The following is a 26,419-nucleotide window of genomic DNA, read 5'->3' on the forward strand; positions in this document are numbered from 1 at the left end:
CACGAATGACAATACCCGCATTTCTGATCCTGCTGGCGTGCCAACTCGCCGGCGACCTGCTGCGCCAGGCCCTTGCGCTTCCCGTGCCGGGACCTGTGATCGGGATGTCAATCCTGACCGTGGTGCTGGTGTTCAGGGCGGGAAAGACGACCAGCAAGTCGCCGACAGTCGACGGCCTCGAACACACTGCCGAGACGCTGGTCCGTAACGTGGGACTTCTGTTTGTGCCGGCCGGCGTCGGTATCATCACGGAGATCGGAGCATTGCGGCTGCAATGGTTGCCGATCGCTGCGGGTTTGATTGGATCGACACTGTTGAGCCTTGCGGTCACCGGATGGGTCATGCATTGGAGTATCCGCCGGCGCGCGGCGAACCGGTCGGCGGTCGTCCTGCAGGCCTCGGAGAGAAGCTGAGCGAGAGCCTCGTCTGCCATGAGCGCTATTCAACATCTCTGCACTTCGCTCGGCGCGATGCAGGTATTCTGGCTCGCCGTGACGCTGGGGGCTTACATGCTCGGCAACGCGCTGCAGCGTGCGTGTGGCGGCTCGGCGCTCGCAAGTCCAGTGCTTGCGGCTATCATCCTCGTGGCTTCAATCGTCGTGGTGAGCGGGACGGATTACAAGGTCTACGCAGCGCAGACCCAGTTCATGAGCTTTCTCCTTGGACCGGCGACTGTCGCGTTGGCCGTTCCGCTCGCGCGGAGCGTCCGGCTGGTCAGGGAGAACCTGCTCGGAGTCGGGTTGGCGGTGCTCGCCGGCTCGGTTACCTCGATCGGCTCCGGCATAGGTCTGGTGTGGCTTTTCGGAGGCTCCCGCATGATTGCCCTTTCCATGGCGCCGAAGGCGGCCACCACGCCAATCGCGGTCGCAGTCTCCAGCCAGATCGGCGGCGTTCCGGCGCTGACGGCTGCACTCGCGATCCTTGGCGGCATTCTGGCGGCGGCTCTCGGTCGGAAGATGCTGACCATGCTGAAGATCGACGATTGGCGCGCCCATGGTCTGGCTGCCGGAATTGCCGGGAGCGGCATTGCCGCTGCAGAGGTGGCTGCCCGCAGTGAGCTTGGCGCCGCGTTCGCAGCACTGGGCATCGGGCTCAATGGTCTCATCATTGGGTTCATTGCGCCTGCGCTCGTCCAGCTCTGGAAGTAACAGGGACGAGAGAGCGGGAGCATGTCGCCAACGTGAACCGCCGAGCGGCCCGTGCGGGTTGGGAGCGCGTACGACATGCACTACTTGATGAGAGGGCAGGGGATGGAGCACGTCGATGCGTTTTCTTTTCTCTTTGGCCTTTGTGATCGCGATGTCCGGCCATGTGACCGCTGGCACCTGCATGGCAGGTACAACCAGCACCGGTTGATCGCGCATCATGGACAAGCGGTGCCGTCGGGTGCCTTCACACGTGGGCAACCCCGAATCGCCGTTCCCGGCTGGACCGATGAAGACACCGAGCGTTGGCTCGACAACGCCAGCTCGTCCTGGTCGCAGGCCTAGCGACGCGACCATTCTCGCGCGCTCGAGATAGTCCGAAGCGTACGACCGCGGCCCGGCGGTTGGCGCTAGGTCTTGCCCTTGGTCTTGACGAGATAGTCGACGATTGCAGGCACATCGCTCTCATCAACAGGAGCTTTGTAGGCCTTGATCATCTTGCCGACCTCGGACTCCCAGGCCGCTTTTGGCAAGGGAGGCTGGTTCAGCACCATGTCTGCCGAGTGGCAGGCCAGGCAGTTGTTGTTGATCGCATCCGCGTCCGAGCCGCCGGGAAACATTTGGTCGCCCGAAGGAAGCTCAACGGTCGTCGATGTGATCGCGGGGGCTTGTTGAACCCACGCGGGGGTGGACGTCAGCAGGGCTGCGGACAATACGCCGACGATGATAGCTGCGTGTCGCATCGTGCTGCTCCTAGGTCGTCGTGATGTGAACCGGCTCGATGACGTCGCGCATGAAGCCGCTGTTGTTCCAGTTGGGCTCTGCCGGTTGAACATCGCCCGCCAGATTCGTGCAGCGCGCCATGAGAGAATGACGGCCCGTCGCCAGCGGCGGGAGATTGGTCTGCCAGCGGCGGAAGCTGTACTTGCCATGGTCCTCGCCCAGCGTCGCGGGTTGCCAGGTCTTGCCGTCATCGACGGAATACTCGACCTTGGCGACACCTGTGTCGCCGCCGAAGGCAATTCCCCGGATCTCGGCGCTTGCTCCCGACGGCAGTGACGCGCCGTCCGCGATGTTGGTGATGAACGATCGCGGCGTCATGCGGCTGATCGGGACCATCTTCACGCCGGTCTGGCCGGGTGTGACGTTGGCGTGCGGGGGTATCTGGGATGGTATAGGCGGTGGCCATCCAGTAATTGTCGTCCGGGCGATCAAGCACTTCGATATCGCTCAGCATCTTGACCCAGTACGTCGAGTACCACCCCGGCACGATCAGACGCAGTGGGAAGCCGTTCAGCAGCGGCAGCTGCTCGCCGTTCATGGCAAAGGCGATCATGACCTCGCCGTCACGGGCGTGGTCGATGTCGAGCGACTTCTTGAAGTCTGGCGCCTCGGGCACCACGGGTTCATCCAGTCCCTTAAAGCGGACCTGGATGCCTCCCGATTTGACGCCCGCGCGATCCAGCACGTCCTTGAGCCGCACGCCGGTCCATCGTGCATTGCCCATCGCTCCATGCGCCCATTGCGCGCCGGGAACACGGGGCGCAAAAAAGCCTCGCGAATTGCCCGAACATTGATTGACCGCGGCAAGCTCCACCCGGGGCATCTTGAGCAGGTCGTCGATGGACAAGGACAGCACCTGATTGACGTGCCCGCGCACAGTGAGCCTGAAGGTGCCTGCATCGACCGAGGTGGGGATCACGGCCCAGTGCCAACGCACATAGAACCGGTCGTTCGGGGTGAATACGCTCCGATCGAACACCTCCATCGGCGTCTCCAGCAGTGGCGGTCGCGTGCGCTGCAGGATCATGTCCCGTTTCTGCGGGAATTCGTGCGTCATGGGCCGTTCCCGCGGTTCCCCGGCAATCGGCAGCCGGATCGACTGATCGGCCCAGGCCGACGAGCTGGCAAGCGTGATGCCTGCAATTCCCATGGTGCGGAGCAGGGCACGGCGAGACAGAGCCTGAGTACGTGCATCGCTTTGATGATGTGTCATCGATAGCTCCTTTTCGGGATGGGTTGACCCGTTCTGCCCTGCCACTTATCCGAGGATCAGGTCGGCGAAGGGGGCGTCGGCATGGATTCGTGGTTGCTGCGCACGAGCGTTCGGAACTCGCACGTTCACACCGGGAAAAAGTTGCTCGGCGTGCACGGCGTCCCGGATGTGCGGGACATGCGTAGCGTTAGTGGCGGCCAGTGCGGCCGGCGCACCCAGCGTGCAAGCGGCGATGGCCAGCGAAGCAATAGCGAGAAGAGAATGACGGGATCGAAGCATTGTAGGTCTCCTTTGATTGCGCTCTGGCAAGCTGCGATTTTCAATGTGCTTGCCATGTCCCGAAGCGTAGAGCCTGGCTCCGTCGTGGTCTAACGCGATTGTCAGGTCATTCTGATCGTCTGCGGCGATTGAAACGCGCGAGCCCGGTACGCCAATCACCTCCTCGGCATATCTAGGGGGCAGCGCCGGTCGCAATGCTGGACATCAGTGCGGCTTCTGCCTTGCTCACGTGCCGCTCCTTGTGACGGAGGACGTAGAACGAACGCTTTGCCAACTCGCTGTCCAGTTTGACCAGCCGCTTTGCCGCGACGGCCTTCTCGACGACCAGATCGGAAATGGCCGCGGCGCAGCGGCCCGTTTCAACCGCCGTTCGAATCGCCTCGTTCGACGCCAGTTCGAGTTGGACGGTCAGATCGGAAAGGCGTATCCCGCGTTTCTTCAACGCCCGCTCGAACATTGCACGTGTTCCGGAGCCGGGTTCGCGAAGGATCCATGGCGTCTTGCTCATCCAGTCAGGCGGCAGCTTTCGCTGCTCCGCCAGCGGGTGCTGTGCGCCCACCACCGCGACCAGCGAATCGCTATCGATGCGACGCGCAGACAATGCGGGGTCGTCGATGTCGCCCTCGATGAAACCGACATCGGCCATGCCTTCGCGAACGTCGGTTGCGACCTGCTCGGTATTGGCGATCCTCACGTCGATCTTGATACCGGGATGGACCGCCTGAAATGCGAGCAGCCTTGCGGGCAGCCAATAGCTGCCGACCGTCTGGCTCGCGGCAATCGTCAACTGTCCGGCCTTGAGCCCGGCAAAATCCCTCAGAACCTGCTCGGCGTCGTGGGCACGCGCCAGCACCGCCCGCGCCTCGGAAAGGAATGTGCGGCCCTCATGCGTGAGGACGATGCCCCGGCCGACCCGATCGAACAATTTGACGCCATAACGCGCTTCGAGCGCGGCGATTGCCGCGCTCGTAGCCGATTGGGTGAGGTTCAGTTCGCGGGCAGCCTTCGTCACGTGCTGCTTGTCGGCGACTGCGGCGAAGACCCGGAGCTGTTCGAGCGTCATTGAGCAGATCATCCCATGAGCTTGATGACCACAAGACTGAAGCTGGCGATGAAGAGGAAGGCCAGCGCGCCCAATATAGCCGGACGCAGGCCTGCAGCGTAGAGTTTCGACACGTCGGTCTCGAGGCCCATGGCGGCGAGCGCGATGGTAAGGAGGAATGTCGCCAGGGAGATCATCGCGCTCTTGGCGCCGCCCGGGATGGTGATGACGCTGTTGACGGCGACCACCGCGACGAAGCCGAGCGCGAACCAGGGGAGCGGCGGCCTCGCGGACTGTTCGCGAGTGCGCTGCACCGTGAACCGGGTCACGAGGCTCAGGGTCAGCACGACGGGTGCGAGAAGCAGGACGCGGGCGAGCTTGGAAACCGTTCCGTTCTCGCCGGCGCGCTGGCTGTTCTGGAAGGAAGCGGCAGCCACTTGTGCAATCTCATGGATCGATGCGCCGCTCCAGAGGCCGTAGGCGTGGCTGTCGAGATGCAGAAGCCGGGGCAGCAATGGATAGACGAACATGGCGATCGAGCCGAAGATCGTCACGCAGGCGATCGCGTAGGCGACGTCCTCGTCGGACGCCTCGGTGACGCTGTTGGTGGCGACCACCGCCGAGGCGCCGCAGATCGAGGTGCCCGCGGCGATCAGTTCGATCAGCTTTCGCTCGACGCCCAGGGCGCGGCCGGCTGCAAGCGTGAAGACGAACGTGGCAACGAGTGTGCCGGCAACAATGAAGAGTCCCTTTGCCCCCACGGCTGCAAGCTGAGTCAGCGTGATCTGGAATCCCAGCAGGACGATCGCGAATCGAAGCAGACGGCGCATGCTGAAAGCGATTCCAGGGCGGACGGAAGATGGTGTGCCGACCAGATTGCGCACCGCAATTCCGATCGCGATGGCCAGGATCATGGGGCTGAATGTCGCGATCTGCGGAATGCCGCGCATCAGGTTGGCGCCGAAAGCGATGATCGTGGCCAGGGCGATGCCGGGGACGATCGTAAGGGCGGGCCTTAGATGCGGCAGGAGGGTGTCACGTAGGGAAGACTTGGCTGAGAAGTTGCTGGAGTCTGTCGTCATGGTCATTGGCGTGTCTCCTGGGTTGCGCCAATTGTGGTTCGCGACGACAAATCGATCCAACAGATTTATTTATACATTCTGATCGATCAAACCGATTGTTTCTGCTGCAGGACCGGGCCGCATTCGTCGGACTGGCGCCGCATAACGTGCGCGGCGCCTGGCGATCGTCTGGCCGAGCCCCAACAATACGTATGCCGTGACATACCGGCCGCGCGCGGATCGTGGTCTTCAGGCGACCAAGTGCCGGCTCAAACCCTGCCATCGCGGCGTGACTGAATTCGCGCCGGTCGGCAATCATGCGCGAGCCGCGCGATCCCTAACGAGAGTTTTAGTTGTGACGGGTTGATGGTCTCCCAACTTTCAAAGTGTACACACAACCAAGGAGACGATCATGACGACCACAGCATCCGCATCTGCGTTAGCGATGGATCACGAGGATTGGATCAGCTGCTCTCACTGGGGCATGTTTCCGGTGCCACGAAAGACGCGCTGAGGCCTTCCCGGTTCCGGTGAGCGCGGACTGCGGTACCTCATCGGCTCGAAGCGGGCCTGCAGCGCGTCGCCTTACCTGGCCAGCGTCTTGGCGCGGCGCCGGCCTCACCGGCTATCGGGCGCTACTCAGCTCTCGTTCGAACCCATCGAGCCGCTCTGACAAAACGGATCTCGTCGCATCGACGATCATCCGTACGGCGGCGGCGCATGCAACCTACACAACTTCAACCATCCGGCTTGTCCATCGGCCGCGCTTGAATGTTTGGCGAAAGCTGCTGCCTTCGCATCGGCGATGGTCGTCGCGATGCGTGCTCAACTTCGTTGCGCTTGCCGCGAACGAATCTCGGTGCAAGCAGCCGAATTTGGCGGCCGGACGATTCTCGCGCTTATCCCGTCCCGATCGACGGACGGCTCGCAGCGGATCGAGCAGCAAGCCCATCCCAGCGAAGACATTCCTGTCCAAGCCGCGCATCGGCGATCGGATCATAGTCGCGCTCACCTGACCGGTTCGTGGTCGGGCCCCAATGCAGGTGCGATATGCGAAAAGCCGCTACGAGCCCATCCGCAAACGTCACAGTGCCGCGTCTGTTCGTGCTCGAACTGAATGCCGGATGCATTCACACCATGAATACGGATGGCTCCGATCGCAAGACCATCGTGACCGGCTGCCATCTCCCGGACGGCATCGTCGTCGATGCCGAAGCCGGTCATATCTACTGGACCAACATGGGCATCCCCAACCTGAATGACGGGACCATCGAACGCGCCGACCTCGACGGCAAGAACCGCAAGACCATCATCGCGCAGGGAGCCACTCACACTCCCAAGCAGATCATTCTCGATAGCAGCGTCGGCAAGCTCTACTGGTGCGACCGCGAGGGAATGCGCGTCATGCGCTGCAATCTCGATGGTTCACAGCTCGAGACGCTGATCGTGGCCGGACGCGGCGAATCCGATAGCCGCGATCAGACGCGATGGTGCGTCGGGCTGACGATTGATCCGAAATTCGGACACCTCTACTGGACGCAGAAAGGGCCTGACAACGCCGGGCTCGGCCGCATCTTCCGGGCCAATGTCGAAATCCCCACAGGCCAGACCGCAACCAACAGGTCCGACATCGAGATCTTCTACGACGGCCTGCCGGAGCCGATCGATCTCGAACTCGACCACGAGAACCGCGTCCTCTACTGGACCGACCGCGGCGATCCTCCGCGCGGCAACACCGTGAACCGCGCTTCGATCGACAACAAGCCGGCCGAGCCGGAGATCGTGGTGACCCATCTTATGGAAGGGATCGGCATCGGACTCGATGTTCGGAACGACCGCATGTTCGTCACCGATTTTGCCGGCTCGATCTACTCCGCACAGCTTGATGGATCCGGCGAGCGAAATGTCCTCTTCGCGCAGGGCAACCTTACCGGCATTGCCTACGCCGAAATCTAACGAATCGATCGGAGATACGACATGACCGACACCAAACCCATTCGCCGTATCGCAATCATCGGCACCGGCGTGATCGGCGCAAGCTGGTCTGCGCTGTATCTTGCGAGGGGATTGCAGGTGGTTGCGACCGATCTCGTTCAAGAGAACGGGCCCGAGCGGATCGATTTCAAGCAGAAGCTGTACGGGCAGCTCGACGAATTGCTGAAGCCCGATGTGATCATCGCATCGAGTTCGTCGGGGCTCACCATGAGCGAAATCCAGAAGGGCGCAGCGGCCCATCCGGAGCGTTGCGTGATCGCTCACCGTTCAATCCGCCGCATCTGATCCCGCTGGTGGAGATCGTCGGCGGGGCCGGAGGCTGCCCTCCTCCACGGTGACGTCCGACCAGACATGATCGATGAGCTCCGCCTTTCCGATAACCTTGCCTGGACGTTCAGCGAGATAGAACAAAATCTCGAATGCCCGACTGCCAAGGGAAAGCGTGACCCCATCACGACGCAGCACCCTCTTGCTACTGGAAAGCTCGAACGGACCAAATCTCAGCGTTCTATGAACACCACTGCCAGACATAGTCCGCTTATGCTCCATTGACCGCGATGGTTTCGCTTGGTCGTAGGGCTCAGTAGGGTCCGGCCTGTACCGTCGCACTCTTCCAGACCGGCGCGCGGTGGGCGAGGCGCACCACGGTGCAGATCGGATTGACGGAGGCCGTTCCTTGCTGGTCGGGGTGGACGTTGCGGATTGTGATCCCTCGCAATCGACACGGCGCCGAGAATTCCTGGACAGTGCTCAGCCCTGTAAAGATTGCGTGCATGCGTGCGGGAAGATTGGGTGCGGCGACATGGAACGAGCCAAATGAACGCGCCTCGTTGGCGCCGCCGTGGCCGGTCGGCCTGCTCGATCGCCCGACATAGATACCGCAACCGAATTTGCCGCAGGAGGTCGAAACCGGCCAAAGGGCGTGTCCGAACGGTCAACGCTCCGGAAGAGATCGCTCGCATCACCGGCCTGCCGCTCACACGTTGCGACGGCCGCGCTCCGAAGAGCGCTGTCGAGCGCTAATTTAATGCTCCATTCGTCGATTTGCGATCCCGTCGGCTCGGCACCTGCAGTGTTAGCCTGCCTTGATCCGCGGAGTTAGATTAGCGAAAAGATGGCCTCGCCATTTGGAAACGCCTGCCAACCTATTGAATTTGCTGGAGGCCATCTTGGCCATTTCTTCCAAATGCCCTTTGAAATCATTGCATATCAAGCAGGTTTTGATTCCGCCATTCCAGTTTCAATTCTCATATTGTCCACGGATCGGCAGACCGATCCGTCCCTTAGCCCGTTGCCCCAAATGGCAATTTGAGATGGCTGCATGTCCGGGATTTGAATCTGCTCGGCCATCATTTTTAGGCCGGCGATAGCTCGCGCACGAACGGCGGCTTTTTGGCGGGCTATCAAGACATGACGTTCGGAGTTAGGCTGCTTTCCGATAAGAAAGCAGAGCCTCCGAAATAGTGGGTTTCGCGATGTAGCGGACCCCCGCTACCACCTTTTTCCCAACACCAGGGGCTTCCCACCCTTTCGGGAAACTTAGCTCTCCAACGAACCCGTCACCCCAAAAACTATTTGGTTGGTAAACCGAGCACTCTCTAATAGGCGTATCGGATTGGCGAGGTCGGCCTGCAGCGACGCTCGCGAATTCGCTGACTTCGTTGTCTCGCTACTGGGTAGGACGCGTGTCACGCGAAAACGTGCTCACCTCCATCGCCGCTTCAGCAATCATTCCTTGTAGCAGTGCGAGACGACTACGCTTGTGGACGGCCGCGAACGGAACGGGTCGAGGCTCCGAACTGGTGGGGATGATGCGCAGTCGTCCTTCGCGTAGTTCGCTCTCATAGCAGATCGGCGGCAGAAGGCTCACACCGACATTGGCCATTGTAAGAGTCGAAAGAACGGTCATGCTGTTGCACAAATCCGGCCGCTGAACGGAGCCGCTCTGTTCTAGCCAGGACGACACCATCTCATAGTGGACTGAGGCCTCTCCCAACGAAAGAACACGGATGGAGGCAAAATCTGTCGGCTCATGCGCGTCATCCGGAACAGCCAAATTCGCTCCTCTCATCCAGCGGAATACGACAGACCCGAGTGGGTAGACCGCCATCCCCGGGTCAAATGATTCTCCCGGAAGGAGCGCGATATCCAGTTCTCCGGACTGAAGCCGTGACCGGAGCGGAACGGTCAGCGAAACGTCGAGTTCGAGGGTGATGTTCGGATAGCGCTGACGGACCGTCGCCACGAGCATAGGAAGCCATGTGACCGCGACGAGTTCAGCAACTCCAACGCGGACTATGCCGGAAAGCGAGCTGCTCGGTACGATCTGCTGCCGAATCTCCGACTGTAGATGCAGCGCGCGTTGCGCGTAGCCGACCAACTCGCGTCCCTTGGCGGTAACTGTAGCCTTCCGCTGGTTTCGGTCGAACAAGACCACGCCGAGATCGTTTTCGAGCTCCTGGATGCGTGCCGAAATTGTAGATTGCGTCGCATTGAGCTTGTTTGCTGCAGCTGCGAAGCTGCCGAGGCGGACGATCTCCAGAAATGTCTCAAGCTGACGAAAGTTCATTGAGCGGCTCCCCTCGTCCTATCGATTATCTCGTAGAGTATTGATCGAAAACAATCGTTTTCAATTGCAAACTTGGCCCCCTACTCTGTGTCCGATGGGGCGCCAGTGCGCTTCACCAGTAAAAAAACAAGCTGAGTTTCGCGGTGTGCGAAACGCATCGGCTATCCATGCCGCGAGCGACGCATTGAACTCGAGAAGGCTCGGGGACGGTGCGCGTCAGTGTAAGCATGGGGGGGAACGCGTTGCTTCCGAAATAGGGGAAAATCCAAGGAGGATTTAATGGCTTCGAGTTCGAACGGGTCGCACCTGAGCGACATTGATTCTGCACGACACGCCCGACGTGCCGTCATTGCGTCGACCGTGGGAACAATGATCGAGTGGTACGATTTTTACCTGTACGGGCTCGTTGCCGCACTCATCTTCGGCAAGCTGTATTTTCCTTCTCAGGATCCCTATTCCGCGACGCTACTTGCCTTCTCAACATTCTTCCTTGGCTTCGCGGCCCGTCCCATCGGTGCCGTGATCTTCGGCCATTTTGGCGATCGGATCGGGCGCAAAGGCACCTTGGTCGCGACGCTGCTTCTGATGGGCATCAGCACCGTGCTCATCGGACTCGTCCCTACCTATGACCAGATCGGAATCTGGGGCGCGGTAGCACTCACGGTATTGCGCATGCTCCAAGGCATCGGCGTCGGCGGAGAATGGGGGGGCGCGATCGCGGTCGCGACAGAATGGACGAGGTTCAATAGCCGGCGCGGCCTAGCCGCAAGCTGGCCGCAGTTTGGATCTCCATTAGGTATGCTGCTTGCGGTAACTGCGCTCACGGTTACCTCATATGCTGGCTCTCCGGAATGGTTCGAAACGATCGGCTGGCGCGTTCCCTTCCTGATCAGCGCTGCGCTTATCGCCGTGGGGCTCTATATTCGGCTCGGCGTCCTCGAAACGCCGGTGTTCCAGCAGATGCAGGAAAAGAAGCAGATAGTTCGTGCGCCGATCATTGATGCCGTTCGCGGGTACTGGCGAGAAATTCTCCTCACTTGTCTGATCCGGACTGGTCAACAGGCGCCGTTCGTCCTGTTCACGACATTCCTTCTTTCCTACGGCACGAGCCATCTAGGCGTGCAAAAGCCGTTCCTATTTAACTGCGTCTTGGCAGCGGCAGCTATCTCCCTTTTTACTACACCATTGTTCGGATACGTCTCGGATCGCATCGGTCGAAGGCGCATGTATCTCATCGGTGCCTTCACTATGATGGTGTTCGCATTCCCGTACTTCTGGATGATCGATACCAAGATTCCGTACCTCATAGCGCTCGCGATTCTGCTTTCATTGCCGATCCACGATATGCAGTACGCGCCACAAGCGGCGTTCATCGCGGAGAGCTTTCCACCGAGCGTGCGCTACTCCGGATCGTCGATTGGCTATCAGCTTGCGTCGATTACGTCCGGTGGTCCTGCACCGATGATTGCTGCATATTTGCTGCATACGTACGGAACATCAGCTGCGATCAGCGCGTACCTTGCCGTTATTGCAGCCATCAGTTTCCTGTCTGCGCTATTCCTCCGCGACCGCTCTCAGCACGATTACACAACCAACGAAGGATGGGTGCGTGAAGAGCGCACAACCATTGTCACCAATATAGCTCCTTCGTCGACGCAAGCATAACTTGGCCTCCGGAATGGCTTTACGGGCGCGGCAGTCTCTGCCGCGCCCGCAATTCATGATGCAGGCGTCATCGACTATTTCGAATGAAACACATCGAAAACAATCGCTTTTAATCGAGGTGACGTCACCTAGTATCGCACGCAGGTCGAGTGGTCAAAACGCAGCATGGCTTCGCGATCGCAAAGCTCAGCAATGATCAAAGGCAAGAAGAGGGAGGACTGCATGTCAGAGAAATCCGTTGACAGTAACGCCAGACTGTCGCCGCTCGACATCGTCAAGCGTCAGCCACTGATGCTGGGGTTGTTTCTGCCGATCCAATCGGGTGCCTGGAGCCCCTCACTTGCTCCACGAGAGACTTCGTGGACTTTCGAGTACAACGCCCGCTGCACTGTAATGGCGGAAAATCTAGGCTTCGACCTGGTCTTCGGACTTGCCCAATGGATGGGGAAGGGTGGTTACGGTGGCGAGATGAAGTTCCGCGAGATGGCGACGGATCCGCTCTTGATAACGGCGGGCCTCGCTGCGCTCACCAAGCGGATTTTGTTGGTGTCGACGGTGCACATCCTCTACGGCTGGCACCCGCTCCACTTGGCGAAGTTCGGCGCGACAATCTCGGAGATGAGCCGGGGACGCTGGGGACTCAACATGGTCACCGGCTACAAAAAAAGCGAATTCGAGATGTTCGGGCTGGACTCGATCGAGCACGATGATCGCTACGTGATGGCGGACGAATTCGTCACCATGATGAAGCGGCTATGGTCAGAGGACGAGAACATGACGATGGAGGGGCACTTCTGGAAGATGAAGGATGCCTTCATCGCGCCCAAGCCGGTCGGTGGCAAATGCGTGCTGGTCAATGCGTCCTCTTCTGGCGCCGGTCTTGCGTATGCGGTGAAGCACTCGGATCTGATCTTTGTGACGAGCCCCGCCGGCGCCAATCTAGACAGGGCCTGTGCCGCGCTTCCAGCTCATACCGCGAAGATAAGGGAGGCGGCAAAGGCGCAAAATCGGGATGTCCGCATTCTCATCAACCCGCACGTAATCTGCCGCGAAACGGAAGAAGAAGCATGGGCGCAATATCAGGCCATCCTTAAGCACCAGGATCCCGTTGCCGCGGAAAAGTTCTACAAGACGTTTACCGGCGGCGATCAGACCTCGTGGAAAGCTGCCACGCGCGAGGAATGGACGATCGGCGGCAATGTCCACATCGTGGGTACGCCGGCGCAGGTGGTCGACGGGTTCAGGCGATTGAAGGAAGCCGGATGCGACGGCGTCCAAATCAACTTCTTCGATTTCATTCCCGACCTGAAGTTCTTCGGCGATCGCGTGCTGCCGTTGATGCAGGAGGTGGGATTGCGACTTCCCTCCACGTTCACCGCCGCGGCTTAGTCTGCGCGAGACCCGACATCCGAGGTGCTTTAGATGACAGAACCTGCCGCTATCCCATCGCTCAACATCTCACCGAAGGAATTGCGCAATTTCGCCGGCCATTTTGCAACAGGCGTAGCTGTCGTCACGACCGCGCATCCCAACGGCGCGCTGCACGGCGTGACGCTCAACGCGGTGACCTCGCTCTCGCTGGACCCGCCACTGTTTCTTGTTTGTCTCGACCACAAGTCAAACACACTTGCGGCATTGCTCGCGAGCCGGCATTTCGGATTGCATTTCCTGTCGCGCGAGCAAGCCGAGATATCGCGCATCTTCGCGTCCAAGCAGAGCGACAAATTCGCAAACATCTGTTTTCGAAGAGGGGTTCACGGCAGCCCTCTGATCGAGGGCGTGGTCGCGGCCGCCGAGTGCAGGTTGTCCGACGTGTGCTCGGGCGGAGATCACGCCATCATCATCGGAGCAGTCGACAACATCCACATCTTTGGCGGCGAGCCGCTGCTTTATCACCGGGGCGGTTACGCCGCTCTCGAAAGTGAGAGGATGGTTGCGTGAGCGAGGAAGGGGTTACATTACTTAAGCCGCTGGCCGGGCTCCGCGTTCTGGAGTTTGCCCAGATTGCCGCGGGCCCGTTCACGGGTTGTCTGCTCGCGGACCTCGGTGCAGATGTCGTCAAAGTTGAGCGACCAGATGGCGGCGACGGCATGCGGGGGTGGCCTCCGCTCCATCAGGGTGACAGCGACGCAACTCCATTTAGCGGCAACTTCACCTCGGTAAATCGCAACAAACGGTCGATCGCGCTCGACATCAAAAGCGAGGCGGACGTACAGCGCCTCTACGCCTTGATCGAGAGCGCCGACGTCTTCATCGAGAACTTTCGCCCGGGAGTCCTTGTTCGGGCCGGTCTCGGCTATGAAGAGGTTAAGTCACGCAATCCTCGGCTCGTCTACTGCTCGATCACGGGCTATGGACAAACCGGCCCTTATGCTCAGAAGGGCGCCTTCGACGTCACCGTCCAGGCCATGAGCGGGATGATGAGCGTCACAGGCGAACCTGGCGGATCGCCGGTCAAGTGCGGCGTGCCGGTCGGGGACTTCGCGACCGGTCTTTATGCCGCTTTCGTCATTCTTGCCGCAGTGATGCGGGCACGCCGCACCGGTCATGGAGCCCACATCGACTGCTCCATCCTCGGCTCTCTGCTGGGCATCGCCGCTTTGCAAACGAGCGAGTATTTCGGGACCGGCGTTCCGCCACGCAGATTGGGCTCGGCCCATCCCCGCAACGCGCCCTATGCTGGTTTTGAGGGCTCCGACAGGCCGTTCACCATCGCTGCCGGCAACGAGAAGCTCTGGCGGGACACGTGCGCGATCGTGGGCCGGCCAGACCTGCCAGACGATCCCCGCTTCGCCACTCAATCATTACGTGCGAAGAACCAGGATCAACTCAACGCAATCCTCCAGCCGGTATTTTCTTCCCGGACTGCAAGCGACTGGTTGGCGGATTTCGATGCCAAGGGCATCCCCTGTGCGCCGATCAACAACTTTGCCGAAATCCTCACCGATCCGCACGTTCGCGAGATGGGCTGGGTCCAATCGATCACGATGCCGAATGGTGCAACGGCAGAAACTGTCGGATTTCCAATCGGCATTTCCAGGTTTGCATTCGAAATCACCCGCGCGCCGCCGCAACTCGGCGAGCACAACGAAGAGGTCTTCGACGAATGGACATAATGCCGTTCAGCGCAATCTCTGTCAGCAGGAGTCCAGCCATTGGTCGGGTACCAAGCCTGCTTAAGATCAACCGGCCGGAGAAAGCAAATGCGCTTGACACCGCTACGGTCGCAGGTTTGCACGCGGCAGTGCTTGATGCAGTCGCCGACGGCAAACCCTTTGCGCTGGCCAGTGACGGAGAGGTCTTCTGCGGCGGCTTTGATTTTACGGGCATCGAACGGGAGAGCGCAGGTGATCTTCTGCTGCGCTTCGCGCGGATTGAGCTTCTGCTCCAGACAGTCAGCTCAACGCCAGTGGTCTCATTTGCACTTCTCAACGGGGCCGCGTTCGGTGCCGGGGCGGATCTCGCTGCAGCGTGCGCTTACCGGATCGGGACACCTCGGGCGAAATTCCGCTTTCCGGGCTTTCGGTTCGGCGTCGCACTCGGCACAAGGCGGCTGACGAACATAGTCGGAACCGACCGGGCGCGCGCGATCCTACTTGAGGACCGCACATTGTCGGCGAAAGAGGCAGTTGAGGTGGGTCTCCTCACCCATCTGGTGGACGAACCGGAACTGATTCCGACAGTCGAGCGTCTGACGATCCAGCATGAAGGGCTGTCCCGCAACGCAACCGGTAATGTGCTGCGCCTTACTGGCGTTGACACGAATGACGCCGATCTAGCCGATCTCGTTCGATCTCTTAGTCCATCGGGACTGCATGAGCGGATCGCCTGCTATCGGGCAGGGCATGGCCGTTTGGCAGCAATCCGCGGCAACAGCGACTAGTACCTCGTCATAGTGATTATGACTCTACTGCGGCAAAACCAGAGACGGACGCTTTCTCCTCCGCCAGAAGACCCAAAGGAAGCGGAGAATCCGCAAGCTGAAGGAGCTGCGCCAGGAGATGAAGCGACGGATGCACCAACGGCTCCGCGACCAGCACAGGTGGCTGGCTGCGGTGCCGCGCGGGCACTACGCCTACTTCGGCATCTCTGGCAATAGCACCTGCCTCGGTCGCTTCCGTCTTCAGGTAACGAAGGCGTGGCTGCGGGTCCTGCTACGACGAAGCCAACGGCCGAAGCGGTCGTGGGAGCGGTTCAACACGATCCTGAAGGTCTTCCCGATACCGATTGGGCATGTACGCGACTGGCGTCACCAAATGGCCGAATCAAGTTACTCGTCAGCGGAGCCGGATGCGGGAAAGCTGGGCGTCCGGATCTGTGAGGGGGGCGTCGGGCAATCGACGCCTCTACTCGACCCTGCGGCGGTGTGATCGGTCGCGGGCAGGGAGGAAAGGGCGGTCTTCTGTTCAGTCATTGGTGAGATGACACTATCTCTGATTGGATCGAATTGGACAACGGTAGCTGGAGCTAGCCCAAACTGGCCCATGATGGGTTGGAGCGAGAGTTCAAGGCCTTTCAATTGGTTGGAAGACGGCGTGTGCACGACGTGTGCACCGGCAGAGCCAAAAAAATCTAGTAACCGCCAATGTAAGCGAGCCTTCTGAAGTGAGCGGATCCGTCTCCGGTTGGCGCACGTGCACGATCAAAATGTTCGAAGGCAGGGGAGCCAGGGCGAGTATCGCTTGTCGGACGTGGCAAGCGCCACTCCTGCGCTGCAGGCCGCAGCTTTGGAGAGTGAGGCTGTAGCAAAGCGGCGGCTAACGGACGAGTGCGACGCTGGTGCAGGACAGGGAAGACCACGGGTCGTTAGCCCGCCCTGATCAGATCGGCTGCGGGTAGGGCTGACCGATCCAAGGATTCCATGTGATGGTGCCCGGCGGATAGCCCCCAAGGGGCGGGCGCGTCGTGCAGCCAATGATAACGACCTCGCCGCCACGGCCGCCGCTCACCTGTTCCAGTCGCTCGAGCGAGAGGACCTCTGTTTCGAAATGATCGATAGACGTCTGGTTCCGAAGATTAATCGTGGTCATCGCATTCCTCCCGGGCGTGGTTGGATCGAGTGCCGGGCGTCCCGTCACTTCGGAGCCAATATGCCTCATCGCAGGCGGGCATACTGTGACATCCGTCACCTACCTCTTGGCCTAGATGTCGTAACGGAAATGGATCGCGGCTCTGCACTCTCCTGAGGCCTGTGACCCGGGAAGGTGACCTTGGCCACATCCGCGTGAGCACAGAGCATCATACTGATGCAATTCGAAAGAAGAGGATCACGCCATGAGCAACGGCAAAACCGACGTGGAAGAAACGATCAACCGCACTGAAGAATTCTATGATGTCAAATCCGAGCTTAGCGAAGAAGAACTATCCAAGGTGTCGGGTGGCCGCGGCCACCTGTGGGTGACGTGCGCGGTTGGGGAACACATCAAGGCAGCTAACATCACGTGTTGATGGCGGGTTGACATCCGCTGGACGCGTATAGGTGACGACTTTGCAAAGTCACAGACAATCGGAGGCTGCCATGAAAGACGCGTTGCAGGAGTTGAACGCTGACGAACTCGATACGGTATGCGGCGGAATGAAAACCGACCCGAACTACGTGAGCAAAGATGTCATCGACGCACGAGGTGGCAATTTCACGGTTTTGGGAATAACTTTCACCTTTGATGTAAACGGCAAGATCAGCAGCATCAGCTAGCGCTTTGGCGATGCCGCCGGTCTCATGGGCGCTTAACTCGCTGGCCTATTGCTGCCCAAGGTCTTCGGCGCGCGGCACCTCCGTGCGCCGGATCAGATTGCCCTAACCGCACGAGCCAGCCTATCCGACCATTTGCCGGCGCGCGAATTCTTCAAACGGTCCCGCTCCATTGATGAGCTCGCCATAGCCTCCGGATTGCACGATCTTGCCGCCCGACAACATCACGATGCGGTCGGCATGGCGGATGGTGCTGAGGCGGTGGGCAATGACAATTCGCGTTATGCTCAGCTGCCGCAACGAGGTGCCCACGACCGCCTGGGTCTGGTTGTCGAGTGCGCTGGTCGCCTCGTCGAACAGGAGGATGCGCGGAGAACGCGCCAGTGCGCGGGCGATCAACACGCGCTGACGCTGCCCGCCGGAGAGCGTGTTGATCCCTTCAGCAACCAGCGTGTGCATACCCATCGGCATCTGCCTGATATCGGCGTCGAGCGCCGCCAGCCTTGCAGCCTCCCATGCCTTGTCCAGCGTCAGTTCGACGCCGCCGCAGATGTTTTCGTAAATGCTGCCTGTTGCCAGCTTGGTGTCCTGCAGCACGACCCCGAGCTGGCGGCGCACGCCGTTGACCTCGATCGTGTTCAGCGCCTTGCCGTCATAGAAGATGGTCCCGGCTTCCGGCCGCTCGAAGCCAAGCAGTAGGCGCAACAGCGACGATTTTCCGCTGCCCGACGGCCCGACAATCGCCACGTATTCCCCTCTCGGAATGTGTAGGGTGATGTCCTCGAGAATCTTCGGTCCGCCCTCGATATAGCGGAAGGTGACGCCGGAAAACTCGATCTCGCCCGACAGATCTCCCGGCGCCCGTCGATCTTCCGCTATCTCGGCCGCGGTGAAGAGAATCGGCTTCATGCGGGTGAGGTGTGGAATCGCCACGAGCGATTCACTCATGCTCGCGGCCCAGTTGCCGACGGCCGCCGCGGTCTGCCCGAATGCGGCGAGGAAGCCAAGAAAGGCGCCGAGATTGGTCAGGAGCTGACTGTTGGTACGCGAGGCGATCGCGAAAATGCTCAACGTCGCCAGCATCGGGAAGGCCGTCTCGAACACCGTCAGAACGTTGGCTGCCCGTTGCGAGGCGATGAAGTAGCGCTTCTGCGTCGCAAACTGTCCCGACCATCGGGCCTGCGCGCGCGCCGCGGCGTTCGCCACGCGAAGCTTGCTGACGCCCGCGATCAGTTGCAGGACGAACCCGCTGACCTTGCCCTGCTGGTTGAAGTGCTTGCTCTCGTAGTAGATCCGCACGGCGCTGGTTGCGACGATCGCCGCTGCCCTTAGCACGATCATCAGGAGCGCGATGCTGCCGAGCCTGAGGTCATAGTAGAACATGAGCCCAATGCTGAAGAGGCCGAACAGAGCAGACGTGAAGCCCCGCAAGGTACGTCCGGTGAAGATCTGGCGCGCCGCCTCGATGCCCATCGAGCGGTTGACCAGATCGCCTGTCGTGTGGTCGCGAAACAGGGGAGCGGGCAGCCTTAGCAAGCGATCGATGAGGGCAGCCTGGAGCTTGTAGTCGAGCAGGCCTTCGAGCCTGAGCGTGACCATTCCATGCATCCCCTGCAGGCTTGCCATGGCTATCGCGGTGACGGAGAGCGCCGCCGCGCAAACGACGAGCTGGTCGATCTCGGTGCGAGGGATCACCGAATTGACCAGCAGGTTGGTCACGAGCGGCGGTATCAGCGACAGCAGCCCGATGGCGATGATCGCAAGCCCCATGCGGACGATGCTGCCGGCCAGGCTTCCCGTTGCGAATGACAACAGATCACGATAGCGAAGCTTGTGTGCCGGCAGGGCCTTGTAGAAGCTGACGGCCTCCGGAGCCAAATCGTTTGCGACCGAGCGGCTGACCGGGTGTCGCCGTCCTTGCTTCGAATCGACCATCATGTACCGGCCGCGCCGGTCGCGGATCAGGGCGACCGGGTCGCTTTCCGGCCCATGCCACCCCAACAGGGGGCCGGCGTCGGATTTCCACCAGCGATCGCGCAGCTGCACTCGGCGAATTCGCAATCGGGATGCACGCGCGACCTCCAGAATGTCGCCGAAGCTCTGGCCTGCGGGTCGGGTTCGGCTGGAGTGTGCAATCGAGCTTCCCAGCGCCTCTGCGACGATCCGGCAACTGGAGAGCAGGGGATCGGCGGAATCCAGTTCGAATTGGGTGCGATCGGCTGGCCTGGAGACGACCTCGGACAGGCGCTCGAAGGCATCGAGCGTCCGCGCGTGGGTCAATTCGGTTCGCCTGGCGAGCCGCTGCCGTTCGAGCGACAGATTGCGTCCAAGCGACCGTTCCAGACTGGCGACAACCACCGCGTGAAAAAGGTCGATCGCGGGCCAGACCAGCGGCGCTTCGAGCGCGGTCGCCTCCGCCACGATCCTGCAGCCGCGTGCTCCCGCGTCGAGCCAGAACCCCGCCGTGAGCGGGATGGGAAGATCTCCGGCTTCGAGTTCGAGGTCGAGGTTCAGCGGTTTTACGCTGCCAGCTTCGATGCGGGCCCAGACGATGCTCCGCCGTGGGCCGCAACTACGCGCGCCCGGCTGCAGGTCTCTCGCCTCGCCGCCGATCAATTCGGGACTGTTGTCTGATCGGGTCGAGCCAGCCGCGAGCATGCACAGCTGGGTAATCCAGCCGGACATGCGGTCGGAAGAGGCGATCTCGCTTCGCGAAACCGCGATGATCTCGGCGTCGGGCCCGCCGACTGCGACGATCTGCAGCCGGCTCGCCGATCTTTCGCAGGCGGTGTGCAGATCCAGGATGATCTCACCCACCTCACATCGAAACAGATGATGGCGGACGCCCCCGGTCTCGACGGCGAAGATATCGACGTGACCGGTACTCACCTCCAGCACCTGATCGCGTTCGTCGAGGAGAATGGGACGGCGTGGATCGATCGCCACGCGGCGAGAGCCGGGGGCCGCAATTGGCCTTACGGTCGCAAACTCATCCTTGGCGAGAGGGTCACTCATTCGCTTGCCACGAGCCTTGCATAAGCGCCCTGGAGTGCGACGAGTTGTTCATGGGTGCCGCGTTCCACGATCCGGCCACGCTCCAGCACGATGATTTCGTCGCAGTCGCGCACCGTGCTCAGCCGGTGCGCGATGATGATGCAGGTGCAGCCCCGGCGCCGCAAATTGTCGTCGATGGCCTTTTCCGTGATCGGATCGAGGGCGGCGGTTGCCTCATCCAGCACGAGAATGGATGGATTGCAGACCAGCGCTCGGGCGATCTCGATACGCTGGCGTTGACCGCCGCTGAAATTACTGCCGCCCTCATTGACGTGGCAGTCGTAGTTTCCGGGGCGCGCGGCAAGATCATGATGGATCAGCGCATCCCTGGCGGCGGCGATCAGATCGCGCTCGTCGACCGTCGAATCCCAAAGGGTCAGATTGTCTCGCGCGCTTCCCTCGAACAGAAAGATGTCCTGGTCGACATAAGAGACGGAATTTGCGAACTCTTCGGGCGGGAGGTCCGCCAGTTTCCATCGTTCGAAGAGAATTTCCCCCGACCACGGCTCGTACAGTCCGCAGATCAGCTTGCCGAGCGTCGACTTGCCGCTGCCGGAGACGCCGACAAGCGCCACGCGAGATCCCGCAGGTATCACGAGCGACAGATCGGCCAGTAGCGGCGGCTCGAGGACCGAATAGCCGAAGTTGACGTTGCAAAGCTCGACCCTGCCGGCGAGTTTTGGCGGAAAATCATCGGCCGAGTCGCGCAGTGACGCGGGGCGGAGGGGGTATTTGTAGATATCCTCGAGCCGTTCGAGCGCTCCCTTGATGGTCTGCAGGCCGCCGAAATAGTTGACGAGATTGGCGAAGGGTTCGGAGAAGTTCGCCGCCAGGGACTGGAACGCAACCAGGCTACCGAGCGTCAGCGAGCCCTGGATGACCCTCAAGCCACCGAGGCCGAGGATCGCGGCGACCATCAGGCCCGAGAGCAGCGTCGGCACCATGTCCAGGATGATGGCCGACACGCCAAGCTTCTGCTCGGCATTCAAATTGTTGGCCTGAAGGCCTGCCCATTTGCCGAAGGCATCGTCCTCCAGGCCGCTCGCCTTGATGGTCTCGATGGTGCGCACCATGCCCACGGTGGCGCCCAGGAGCTTGCCTTGTTCGACCGCGAGCCGGTAGCTGAGGTCTTGCCGCGGTGCTGCAACCAGGCGCAGCAGGAGCACGTTGAGGAGGGAGATCGCGGCGCACAGCAACGTGAGGCTGACATCGTAGACCGCCATCGCGGCACCGAACAGCAGCACCGACGTCAGGCTGAGCGCGTTCATCGTGACGCCGCCGGACAAAAGCCGGGCCACCTGCTCGTTGGACGCGACGCGGCTCGCAACATCGCCGGCATGGCGCTGGGTGAAGAATTCCAGCGGCAGCGCCATCAGACGCCAAAGGAAACGGCTGGTCATGACGACGGAGAGCTTGGCCTGCAGCCGCAGCAGGACCGACTGACGAACCGCGACCAGCACGGCGCGACAGGCCGCCGTCAATGCCATTCCGATCAGGAGCGGCATGAGCCAGCCATTGTTGTGCTGGATCAGGATGTCGTCGACAAATATCTTGGAAAAGCCGGCGGCAAGGATATTTGGCACGACGAGCGCGATGCTTACGATCACCAGCAGGGCAACCCCCACCCGAGAGTAACGCAACTCACGCAGCAGCAGGCCGATCCCGTTCGGCTTGCTGCCGACCTTTTTGAACTCTTCGCCGCACTCGAAGGCCAACACGACCCCGGTGAAGGCGAGATCGAGTTCGGCCATGCTGATGCGCCTGCGACCGGTCGCGGGATCGTTGATGTAGGCATGCCCGCCCTTGATGCCCTCCAGGACCACAAAGTGATTGAAGTTCCAGTGGATGATGCAGGGCTTCGGAATCTGGGCCAGCGCCGGGGGCTCGACGCTATAACCCCTTGCGACAAGGCCATAGCGGCGCGCTGCCCTGACGATATTGCTAGCCTTGCTGCCGTCCCGCGACACGCCGCAGGCGATGCGAAGCTGCTCCAGGGAAATCCAGGCGCCGTGATAGGCGAGGATGATCGCGAGCGCCGCAGCGCCGCATTCGACCGCCTCCATCTGCAGGATGATCGGCGTCCGCTTTACCTTCTTGCGCAACAGTTCTGGCATGCGGCTTCCCTGCTGCGGGCTTTCCCGGGCCGAGTGAGGAGAGGGCCTACCCATCAATTCCCGTGAGATGCCTGATCAAGGGGATCACCAGATCGAGCGGTCGTTGCCGCCGAGTCGTGATTTCCGCGCGCGCCAGGGTCCCGCTCGTCAAATGAGCGTCCGGGCCCTTGCCCACGGCCCAGCGATAGCCCGTCGCAGTGGAAGCATCCTCTTGAAGCGCCACCTCGGCGGCATACGGCGCGCCATTGTGGGAGAAGCGGGACACCAGGCTTTCATTGTGCAGCACAGCGCTGATGCCTTGAGGCGTCATCGGGAAGTCGGAGACGTTCAAGACAGTACCCAGCATCATGCCGAACTCTTCACGCTTGATGGTGCTCGGCTCGAGATGAACCTGCATTCCCGGCTTGATCTGCTTGCCATGTTCGGCCGGGATGTAGACGACGGCCTGGAGCTTCTTGCCTTCGCTTTCGATCTGGACCACCGGCATCCCGACGGAGAGCACGGAGCCGGGGGAGATCTTCACCTCGAGGACGCGCCCTTCAATCGGACTAAGCACCTGCGTGTTCTGGCTCAATTGCTCCGCGACCGCATGCATCTGCCGTCGCGCTTCGTTCAGGGTGAATTCGGACTGCTGGATCTCGCGCTCGCGCTGCGTCTCGAGATCCGTCTTTTGCGACCTGAGCTTCAGGATCTCGTTCTGCGCGTCGAGGCGGCGTTGCTGCGCATCGGCCAATTCCTGTCGCCGCTCCTCCAGATTGCGCCGCGTCGTGTAGCCCTTCGCGAGCAAACCTTCGAGGTTCTTGACGTCGACCGAAAGATAATCGACGCGCTGGCCCGTCGCCTTGATGACCTGTTCAAGTGCGGCTTCCAGCTTCTCGAAGTTCTGGCTCTTGGCGGCGAGTTCGCTCGCTACCTTCGATTTGAGGTCGGCGTATTCGTGCTGGCGCTCTTGGAGCACTTCGACCGCCGACTTGTGCTTCTGTTCGATGTCGGTCTGAACGATCTGGGCGATCGGCTGACCCAGCTCGACGTGGTCGCCGACCGTGACGGCAACGGATTGGAGCCGGCCGGCAGCAGCGGATACCGCGTCGACCACGTTGCCGCCATTGCTGATCAGGATTCCCTCGCCGGAGACGCGGGAGGGCACGCGTCCGAAAATGCCCCACACCAACGCGGCCGCCACCGCAACGAGGATCACCAGCGTGATAATCCAGTCGGCGGGCCTGGTGACGACGACAAGATGATCAAGCTGCTCCGGAGAGGCCGCACGGTCGATTGCCGCGGCGCGAAATGCCCGTTGCGGCTCGGGGGTCGCCCTCCTATTCTCCGGTTGTCCGAGCGTGTCCGAGGCCGACATATCTGCACGCAAAGCGTTCAACTGATTGAATGAATATGCCGGGATCATCGCATAGAACGGACGTGGTAACAACAAACGCCGGCGCGGAACCGGCGTCAGGGCTTGAATGCGCATGGTGATCGGCAACGCAAAGCGGCTGTTTGCAGCGCACGCACGGCATGTGATGCTTGCGGCGAGCCTTGCGGTGGGCCTGCTATGGTCCTCCGTTTCACGGGCCGGCGTCCTGTCCGAGAGCGACCTCAAGCAGGCGGAGAGCCTGAGGCCGCTGTTTGCGAGGCTGATGAACGATCTCGTCGAAGCCGTAAAGCGCCCGGATGTACCGAGCGGAGACGCTGGCTGCATCAACTCGACGATCCGTGAGCTCCTGCAGATCTCCGACGAACTCGCTAGCTACGAATACCTGATCACGATGGAGAAGGACCTGACTGACGTCGGCGACGACAACCCGTTGCGAGGCGTCGTCAAGTTTGCGGTTGAGAAAACCAGCGTCATTCTCATCGGCGAGAGGAAGCGGCTGGTCCAATTGTCCGAGCAGTGTGCCAGATATCCGGTAGGGCTTGAAAAGGCACAGGAGGCGTTGAAGGTCATCGATACGACGACCGGAATCCTTAGTTCCATTCGCGAACGTCTGTGAAGATGCGTGCCGGGGCCGATCGCGCGATTGAAGGAGTAGCTCGGCCTCGTGCATCATTCTTCCTGATTCGGAAAGAAAAGAGGTCGCCAATGGAGCGGCCTCTATTGGAGAGTCGACATGGCCGGCGATCAGAAGATGTGACCCAGTGCACCGAGCACGCTTCCGAGCGCGTCGACGATCGGCTCGACGATCGGCCTGATAATTCGGACGAGGCCGCCGCCGCCATGGCCGGTACCGGTGCCCGTGCCGGAGCCGTCTCCGCTCTTGCCCCCGACGACATGATCGAGGGTTTCGATCGAGATTTCGCGAATTTCAAACTCGAGGTTCATGGCTGTCTCCTGATGTAGGTGTTCGGGAAGGACGGTCCCCTCTCGATCCGTGGGCAGCACGATAGTCATTTGGCTCAGATCGACCGTGATGCGCGTCACAAGGTTCGATTGCGAGCGTACGCACGTCCCGTAGAGCCTGGTCCGCTTGCCGCCGCTGGGCGCGGGAGTATATTTGGCCGATGGCTGTCAGCTCGCCCGATCTGAAAGCGTTCTTGCTCTCCACACCTTTCTTCGGTGGCCTCGGAGACGCGAGCCTCGATCTCCTGATCTCAATGCTGGTCGAGCGCCGCTTCGACGTCGGCGCCACCATCGTAACGGAAGGAGAACCGGGGCGCTCAATGTTCGTTGTTCATTCCGGCGAGCTCCTGGTGGGCAAACTCGGGGATTCGGGGCGCGTCATTCGGATGGCGGATCTCGGACCTGGTGATTTTTTCGGCGAAATGACGCTCATCGAAATGCAGAACCGATCAGCGACCGTCGTCGCGCAGAGCTCGGCCGTATTGTACGAGCTCACGGCCCGAAGCCTCTATACGTACTACAAGGCCGACATCCACGCCTATGTGATCGTGATGCAGAACATCAATCGCGAGCTTTGTCGGCGGCTCCGTCGCGCCGACAGCCGCATTGCCGAACTGCTGATGCGCCACGCAAGTGGATGACGCGGACTCATGTGAGTCGTGTGGGCTGAGAAGAGACTGCGACCAGCGCCTACAGCGTTGATCGTACGACTGCGACGTTCCCCGGCCGCTGTTCGGCGAAGGAAATCACGTCGCCGGTTCGGCGAACGGTAAGCGCACCACGCAGGACGGTCTTGCGAATTGTGATCGGCATCACGGAGCGCCTCGGCGCCTCGAGCTACTGATGTCGTGTCGCTGAAGAGATCGGAGATCGGGAACAAGTCCAAGCCAATAGCGCAGTGTAACGAATGACCTTCGCTGCATGGCCCCGACGCCCGGCGCTTTCCGCGGCACAAGTACGACAGTGGAACTGTAAACCGGCCGACGAGGCCACCTCACAAACGGAGAGAGATCATGAGCAACTGCCTCAAGCGAGTTCTTCTGGACAACGAGTTGGACGCCGTCAGCGGTGGCCAGCTCACCGAAGTGCACTTTCAGCCGGACTACAAGGAGCCGACCGTCCTTTTGGATGACGGCATGAATATACGGACCACTGGCATTGGTCACAGCAATGTCGCCTATGACTCTCCCTTCACCCCCATTCCGGCGTGAGCCCGCGGCGGGATGGCGTTTTGTCCGAAGCGTCATCCCGCTCGAACCGGCGGCTCAGATATTCATACGGCCTCCTTGGAGCTCATTTGCCAGAGTTAGCTCAAACTTGCCCATGATGGATTGGAGCGAGAGGCCAAGTTTTTCAAAAGGCTAGACTGACGCGTGTGCACGACGTGTGCACCGAAAGATCAAGAAAAAGCCGTCAGCAGCAGGCGACCTCTGTTGCAGCGATGAGGCCTCCAGTGAACTGCTAACGGC

28 protein-coding genes and 1 pseudogene are annotated in these 26,419 nt (G+C 60.8%); 16 read left to right on the top strand and 13 right to left on the bottom strand.

Annotated elements, in window-relative coordinates; translation table 11 throughout:
* The first annotated feature begins 5 nt into the window (after window positions 1–5).
* The 3 genes from ACE10Z_RS15350 to ACE10Z_RS15360 all read left to right on the top strand — a co-directional run bounded on the left by ACE10Z_RS15350 (window position 6) and on the right by ACE10Z_RS15360 (window position 1,490).
* Window positions 6–413, top strand: a complete 408-nt coding sequence (locus ACE10Z_RS15350) for a CidA/LrgA family protein (RefSeq protein ID WP_375788662.1) — start codon at window positions 6–8, stop codon at window positions 411–413.
* 18 nt (window positions 414–431) lie between these two features.
* Window positions 432–1,148: an LrgB family protein gene (locus tag ACE10Z_RS15355; RefSeq protein WP_375788663.1), complete on the top strand. Its 717-nt coding sequence runs from the start codon at window positions 432–434 to the stop codon at window positions 1,146–1,148.
* A gap of 102 nt (window positions 1,149–1,250) precedes the next feature.
* Window positions 1,251–1,490 carry a hypothetical protein gene (locus ACE10Z_RS15360; protein ID WP_375788664.1) on the top strand — a complete coding sequence of 80 codons (240 nt, stop codon included), beginning with the start codon at window positions 1,251–1,253 and terminating at the stop codon, window positions 1,488–1,490.
* 65 nt (window positions 1,491–1,555) lie between these two features.
* Here the strand turns inward: ACE10Z_RS15360 and ACE10Z_RS15365 are convergent, their stop codons facing one another.
* The 5 genes and pseudogenes from ACE10Z_RS15365 to ACE10Z_RS15385 all read right to left on the bottom strand — a co-directional run bounded on the left by ACE10Z_RS15365 (window position 1,556) and on the right by ACE10Z_RS15385 (window position 5,550).
* Window positions 1,556–1,888 carry a cytochrome c gene (locus ACE10Z_RS15365; RefSeq protein ID WP_165128540.1) on the bottom strand — a complete coding sequence of 111 codons (333 nt, stop codon included), beginning with the start codon at window positions 1,886–1,888 and terminating at the stop codon, window positions 1,556–1,558.
* Between the two features lie 10 nt (window positions 1,889–1,898).
* Window positions 1,899–3,141 (bottom strand): annotated as a pseudogene (locus ACE10Z_RS15370) (molybdopterin-dependent oxidoreductase).
* Window positions 3,142–3,186: 45 nt separating this feature from the next.
* Window positions 3,187–3,420 carry a hypothetical protein gene (locus ACE10Z_RS15375; RefSeq protein WP_156928355.1) on the bottom strand — a complete coding sequence of 78 codons (234 nt, stop codon included), beginning with the start codon at window positions 3,418–3,420 and terminating at the stop codon, window positions 3,187–3,189.
* 172 nt (window positions 3,421–3,592) lie between these two features.
* A complete protein-coding gene (locus ACE10Z_RS15380; RefSeq protein ID WP_029078341.1) occupies window positions 3,593–4,483 on the bottom strand; it encodes a LysR family transcriptional regulator in 891 nt (296 codons plus the stop codon).
* A gap of 8 nt (window positions 4,484–4,491) precedes the next feature.
* Window positions 4,492–5,550, bottom strand: a complete 1,059-nt coding sequence (locus ACE10Z_RS15385; protein WP_375788665.1) for a YeiH family protein — start codon at window positions 5,548–5,550, stop codon at window positions 4,492–4,494.
* Between the two features lie 1,110 nt (window positions 5,551–6,660).
* Here ACE10Z_RS15385 and ACE10Z_RS15390 point away from each other — a divergent pair.
* Both ACE10Z_RS15390 and ACE10Z_RS15395 read left to right on the top strand, forming a co-directional pair.
* Window positions 6,661–7,479 carry a 3-hydroxyacyl-CoA dehydrogenase gene (locus ACE10Z_RS15390; RefSeq protein WP_375788666.1) on the top strand — a complete coding sequence of 273 codons (819 nt, stop codon included), beginning with the start codon at window positions 6,661–6,663 and terminating at the stop codon, window positions 7,477–7,479.
* Window positions 7,480–7,500: 21 nt separating this feature from the next.
* Window positions 7,501–7,803: a 3-hydroxyacyl-CoA dehydrogenase NAD-binding domain-containing protein gene (locus ACE10Z_RS15395; RefSeq protein ID WP_375788667.1), complete on the top strand. Its 303-nt coding sequence runs from the start codon at window positions 7,501–7,503 to the stop codon at window positions 7,801–7,803.
* Here the strand turns inward: ACE10Z_RS15395 and ACE10Z_RS15400 are convergent.
* On the bottom strand, window positions 7,786–8,067 hold the full coding sequence (locus ACE10Z_RS15400; RefSeq protein WP_375788668.1) for a transcriptional regulator: 282 nt from the start codon (window positions 8,065–8,067) through the stop codon (window positions 7,786–7,788). The genes ACE10Z_RS15395 and ACE10Z_RS15400 overlap by 18 nt on opposite strands.
* A 31-nt stretch (window positions 8,068–8,098) precedes the next feature.
* On the bottom strand, window positions 8,099–8,236 hold the full coding sequence (locus tag ACE10Z_RS15405) for a hypothetical protein (RefSeq protein ID WP_375788669.1): 138 nt from the start codon (window positions 8,234–8,236) through the stop codon (window positions 8,099–8,101).
* A 396-nt stretch (window positions 8,237–8,632) separates the two neighbouring features.
* Between ACE10Z_RS15405 and ACE10Z_RS15410 the strand changes: the two genes are divergently transcribed.
* On the top strand, window positions 8,633–8,830 hold the full coding sequence (locus ACE10Z_RS15410; protein ID WP_375788670.1) for a hypothetical protein: 198 nt from the start codon (window positions 8,633–8,635) through the stop codon (window positions 8,828–8,830).
* A gap of 357 nt (window positions 8,831–9,187) precedes the next feature.
* Here the strand turns inward: ACE10Z_RS15410 and ACE10Z_RS15415 are convergent, their stop codons facing one another.
* Window positions 9,188–10,087: a LysR family transcriptional regulator gene (locus ACE10Z_RS15415; protein WP_375788671.1), complete on the bottom strand. Its 900-nt coding sequence runs from the start codon at window positions 10,085–10,087 to the stop codon at window positions 9,188–9,190.
* 279 nt (window positions 10,088–10,366) lie between these two features.
* On the opposite strand from ACE10Z_RS15415, the gene ACE10Z_RS15420 reads away from it, so the two are divergent.
* The 5 genes from ACE10Z_RS15420 (at window position 10,367) to ACE10Z_RS15440 (ending at window position 15,635) form a co-directional block, all read left to right on the top strand.
* The gene (locus ACE10Z_RS15420) at window positions 10,367–11,752 is read left to right on the top strand and encodes an MFS transporter (protein WP_375788672.1); all 1,386 of its coding nucleotides are present in this window, start codon (window positions 10,367–10,369) and stop codon (window positions 11,750–11,752) included.
* A gap of 222 nt (window positions 11,753–11,974) precedes the next feature.
* Complete coding sequence (locus ACE10Z_RS15425) at window positions 11,975–13,141, top strand: LLM class flavin-dependent oxidoreductase (RefSeq protein WP_375788673.1); 1,167 nt, start codon at window positions 11,975–11,977, stop codon at window positions 13,139–13,141.
* A 33-nt stretch (window positions 13,142–13,174) separates the two neighbouring features.
* On the top strand, window positions 13,175–13,693 hold the full coding sequence (locus ACE10Z_RS15430; protein ID WP_375788674.1) for a flavin reductase family protein: 519 nt from the start codon (window positions 13,175–13,177) through the stop codon (window positions 13,691–13,693).
* Window positions 13,690–14,868 (top strand): CaiB/BaiF CoA transferase family protein, encoded by a 1,179-nt coding sequence (locus ACE10Z_RS15435; RefSeq protein ID WP_375788675.1) that lies wholly within the window; start codon window positions 13,690–13,692, stop codon window positions 14,866–14,868. Before ACE10Z_RS15430 ends, ACE10Z_RS15435 begins: the two co-directional genes overlap by 4 nt.
* Window positions 14,868–15,635, top strand: coding sequence for an enoyl-CoA hydratase/isomerase family protein (locus ACE10Z_RS15440; protein WP_375788676.1), 768 nt, complete (start codon window positions 14,868–14,870; stop codon window positions 15,633–15,635). Before ACE10Z_RS15435 ends, ACE10Z_RS15440 begins: the two co-directional genes overlap by 1 nt.
* 937 nt (window positions 15,636–16,572) lie before the next feature.
* Here ACE10Z_RS15440 and ACE10Z_RS15445 read toward each other — a convergent pair.
* A complete protein-coding gene (locus ACE10Z_RS15445) occupies window positions 16,573–16,782 on the bottom strand; it encodes a hypothetical protein (RefSeq protein ID WP_298362658.1) in 210 nt (69 codons plus the stop codon).
* A 244-nt stretch (window positions 16,783–17,026) separates the two neighbouring features.
* Between ACE10Z_RS15445 and ACE10Z_RS15450 the strand changes: the two genes are divergently transcribed.
* Window positions 17,027–17,200: a bacteriocin gene (locus ACE10Z_RS15450; RefSeq protein WP_375788677.1), complete on the top strand. Its 174-nt coding sequence runs from the start codon at window positions 17,027–17,029 to the stop codon at window positions 17,198–17,200.
* 70 nt (window positions 17,201–17,270) lie between these two features.
* Window positions 17,271–17,447: a hypothetical protein gene (locus tag ACE10Z_RS15455; protein ID WP_375788678.1), complete on the top strand. Its 177-nt coding sequence runs from the start codon at window positions 17,271–17,273 to the stop codon at window positions 17,445–17,447.
* A gap of 120 nt (window positions 17,448–17,567) precedes the next feature.
* Here ACE10Z_RS15455 and ACE10Z_RS15460 read toward each other — a convergent pair whose 3' ends face one another.
* The 3 genes from ACE10Z_RS15460 to ACE10Z_RS15470 form a co-directional block, all read right to left on the bottom strand.
* Window positions 17,568–20,390, bottom strand: coding sequence for an NHLP bacteriocin export ABC transporter permease/ATPase subunit (locus ACE10Z_RS15460; protein ID WP_375788679.1), 2,823 nt, complete (start codon window positions 20,388–20,390; stop codon window positions 17,568–17,570).
* A 65-nt stretch (window positions 20,391–20,455) separates the two neighbouring features.
* Window positions 20,456–22,612 carry an NHLP family bacteriocin export ABC transporter peptidase/permease/ATPase subunit gene (locus tag ACE10Z_RS15465; RefSeq protein ID WP_375788680.1) on the bottom strand — a complete coding sequence of 719 codons (2,157 nt, stop codon included), beginning with the start codon at window positions 22,610–22,612 and terminating at the stop codon, window positions 20,456–20,458.
* 46 nt (window positions 22,613–22,658) lie between these two features.
* The gene (locus tag ACE10Z_RS15470; protein WP_375788681.1) at window positions 22,659–24,095 is read right to left on the bottom strand and encodes an NHLP bacteriocin system secretion protein; all 1,437 of its coding nucleotides are present in this window, start codon (window positions 24,093–24,095) and stop codon (window positions 22,659–22,661) included.
* Between ACE10Z_RS15470 and ACE10Z_RS15475 the strand changes: the two genes are divergently transcribed.
* On the top strand, window positions 24,076–24,603 hold the full coding sequence (locus ACE10Z_RS15475) for a hypothetical protein (protein WP_375788682.1): 528 nt from the start codon (window positions 24,076–24,078) through the stop codon (window positions 24,601–24,603). The two genes, ACE10Z_RS15470 and ACE10Z_RS15475, sit on opposite strands and share 20 nt — an antisense overlap.
* Window positions 24,604–24,731: 128 nt before the next feature.
* Here the strand turns inward: ACE10Z_RS15475 and ACE10Z_RS15480 are convergent, their stop codons facing one another.
* A complete protein-coding gene (locus ACE10Z_RS15480; RefSeq protein WP_375788683.1) occupies window positions 24,732–24,932 on the bottom strand; it encodes a hypothetical protein in 201 nt (66 codons plus the stop codon).
* Between the two features lie 179 nt (window positions 24,933–25,111).
* On the opposite strand from ACE10Z_RS15480, the gene ACE10Z_RS15485 reads away from it, so the two are divergent.
* Both ACE10Z_RS15485 and ACE10Z_RS15490 read left to right on the top strand, forming a co-directional pair.
* On the top strand, window positions 25,112–25,591 hold the full coding sequence (locus tag ACE10Z_RS15485; protein WP_375788684.1) for a Crp/Fnr family transcriptional regulator: 480 nt from the start codon (window positions 25,112–25,114) through the stop codon (window positions 25,589–25,591).
* A gap of 372 nt (window positions 25,592–25,963) precedes the next feature.
* Window positions 25,964–26,161 carry a hypothetical protein gene (locus ACE10Z_RS15490; RefSeq protein WP_375788685.1) on the top strand — a complete coding sequence of 66 codons (198 nt, stop codon included), beginning with the start codon at window positions 25,964–25,966 and terminating at the stop codon, window positions 26,159–26,161.
* Window positions 26,162–26,419 lie beyond the last annotated feature (258 nt).

It is taken from the genome of Bradyrhizobium sp. Pha-3 (genome assembly GCF_042258615.1).
In the GTDB taxonomy this organism is placed as follows: domain Bacteria; phylum Pseudomonadota; class Alphaproteobacteria; order Rhizobiales; family Xanthobacteraceae; genus Bradyrhizobium.

Coding starts and splice junctions, on each gene's coding strand:
- ACE10Z_RS15350 (WP_375788662.1), top strand. CDS start 6: ATGACAATACCCGCATTTCTGATCCTGCTGGCGTGCCAACTCGCCGGC.
- ACE10Z_RS15355 (WP_375788663.1), top strand. CDS start 432: ATGAGCGCTATTCAACATCTCTGCACTTCGCTCGGCGCGATGCAGGTA.
- ACE10Z_RS15360 (WP_375788664.1), top strand. CDS start 1,251: ATGGAGCACGTCGATGCGTTTTCTTTTCTCTTTGGCCTTTGTGATCGC.
- ACE10Z_RS15365 (WP_165128540.1), bottom strand. CDS start 1,888: ATGCGACACGCAGCTATCATCGTCGGCGTATTGTCCGCAGCCCTGCTG.
- ACE10Z_RS15375 (WP_156928355.1), bottom strand. CDS start 3,420: ATGCTTCGATCCCGTCATTCTCTTCTCGCTATTGCTTCGCTGGCCATC.
- ACE10Z_RS15380 (WP_029078341.1), bottom strand. CDS start 4,483: ATGACGCTCGAACAGCTCCGGGTCTTCGCCGCAGTCGCCGACAAGCAG.
- ACE10Z_RS15385 (WP_375788665.1), bottom strand. CDS start 5,550: ATGACCATGACGACAGACTCCAGCAACTTCTCAGCCAAGTCTTCCCTA.
- ACE10Z_RS15390 (WP_375788666.1), top strand. CDS start 6,661: ATGAATACGGATGGCTCCGATCGCAAGACCATCGTGACCGGCTGCCAT.
- ACE10Z_RS15395 (WP_375788667.1), top strand. CDS start 7,501: ATGACCGACACCAAACCCATTCGCCGTATCGCAATCATCGGCACCGGC.
- ACE10Z_RS15400 (WP_375788668.1), bottom strand. CDS start 8,067: ATGGAGCATAAGCGGACTATGTCTGGCAGTGGTGTTCATAGAACGCTG.
- ACE10Z_RS15410 (WP_375788670.1), top strand. CDS start 8,633: ATGGCCTCGCCATTTGGAAACGCCTGCCAACCTATTGAATTTGCTGGA.
- ACE10Z_RS15415 (WP_375788671.1), bottom strand. CDS start 10,087: ATGAACTTTCGTCAGCTTGAGACATTTCTGGAGATCGTCCGCCTCGGC.
- ACE10Z_RS15420 (WP_375788672.1), top strand. CDS start 10,367: ATGGCTTCGAGTTCGAACGGGTCGCACCTGAGCGACATTGATTCTGCA.
- ACE10Z_RS15425 (WP_375788673.1), top strand. CDS start 11,975: ATGTCAGAGAAATCCGTTGACAGTAACGCCAGACTGTCGCCGCTCGAC.
- ACE10Z_RS15430 (WP_375788674.1), top strand. CDS start 13,175: ATGACAGAACCTGCCGCTATCCCATCGCTCAACATCTCACCGAAGGAA.
- ACE10Z_RS15440 (WP_375788676.1), top strand. CDS start 14,868: ATGCCGTTCAGCGCAATCTCTGTCAGCAGGAGTCCAGCCATTGGTCGG.
- ACE10Z_RS15445 (WP_298362658.1), bottom strand. CDS start 16,782: ATGACCACGATTAATCTTCGGAACCAGACGTCTATCGATCATTTCGAA.
- ACE10Z_RS15450 (WP_375788677.1), top strand. CDS start 17,027: ATGAGCAACGGCAAAACCGACGTGGAAGAAACGATCAACCGCACTGAA.
- ACE10Z_RS15455 (WP_375788678.1), top strand. CDS start 17,271: ATGAAAGACGCGTTGCAGGAGTTGAACGCTGACGAACTCGATACGGTA.
- ACE10Z_RS15465 (WP_375788680.1), bottom strand. CDS start 22,612: ATGCCAGAACTGTTGCGCAAGAAGGTAAAGCGGACGCCGATCATCCTG.
- ACE10Z_RS15475 (WP_375788682.1), top strand. CDS start 24,076: ATGCGCATGGTGATCGGCAACGCAAAGCGGCTGTTTGCAGCGCACGCA.
- ACE10Z_RS15480 (WP_375788683.1), bottom strand. CDS start 24,932: ATGAACCTCGAGTTTGAAATTCGCGAAATCTCGATCGAAACCCTCGAT.
- ACE10Z_RS15485 (WP_375788684.1), top strand. CDS start 25,112: ATGGCTGTCAGCTCGCCCGATCTGAAAGCGTTCTTGCTCTCCACACCT.
- ACE10Z_RS15490 (WP_375788685.1), top strand. CDS start 25,964: ATGAGCAACTGCCTCAAGCGAGTTCTTCTGGACAACGAGTTGGACGCC.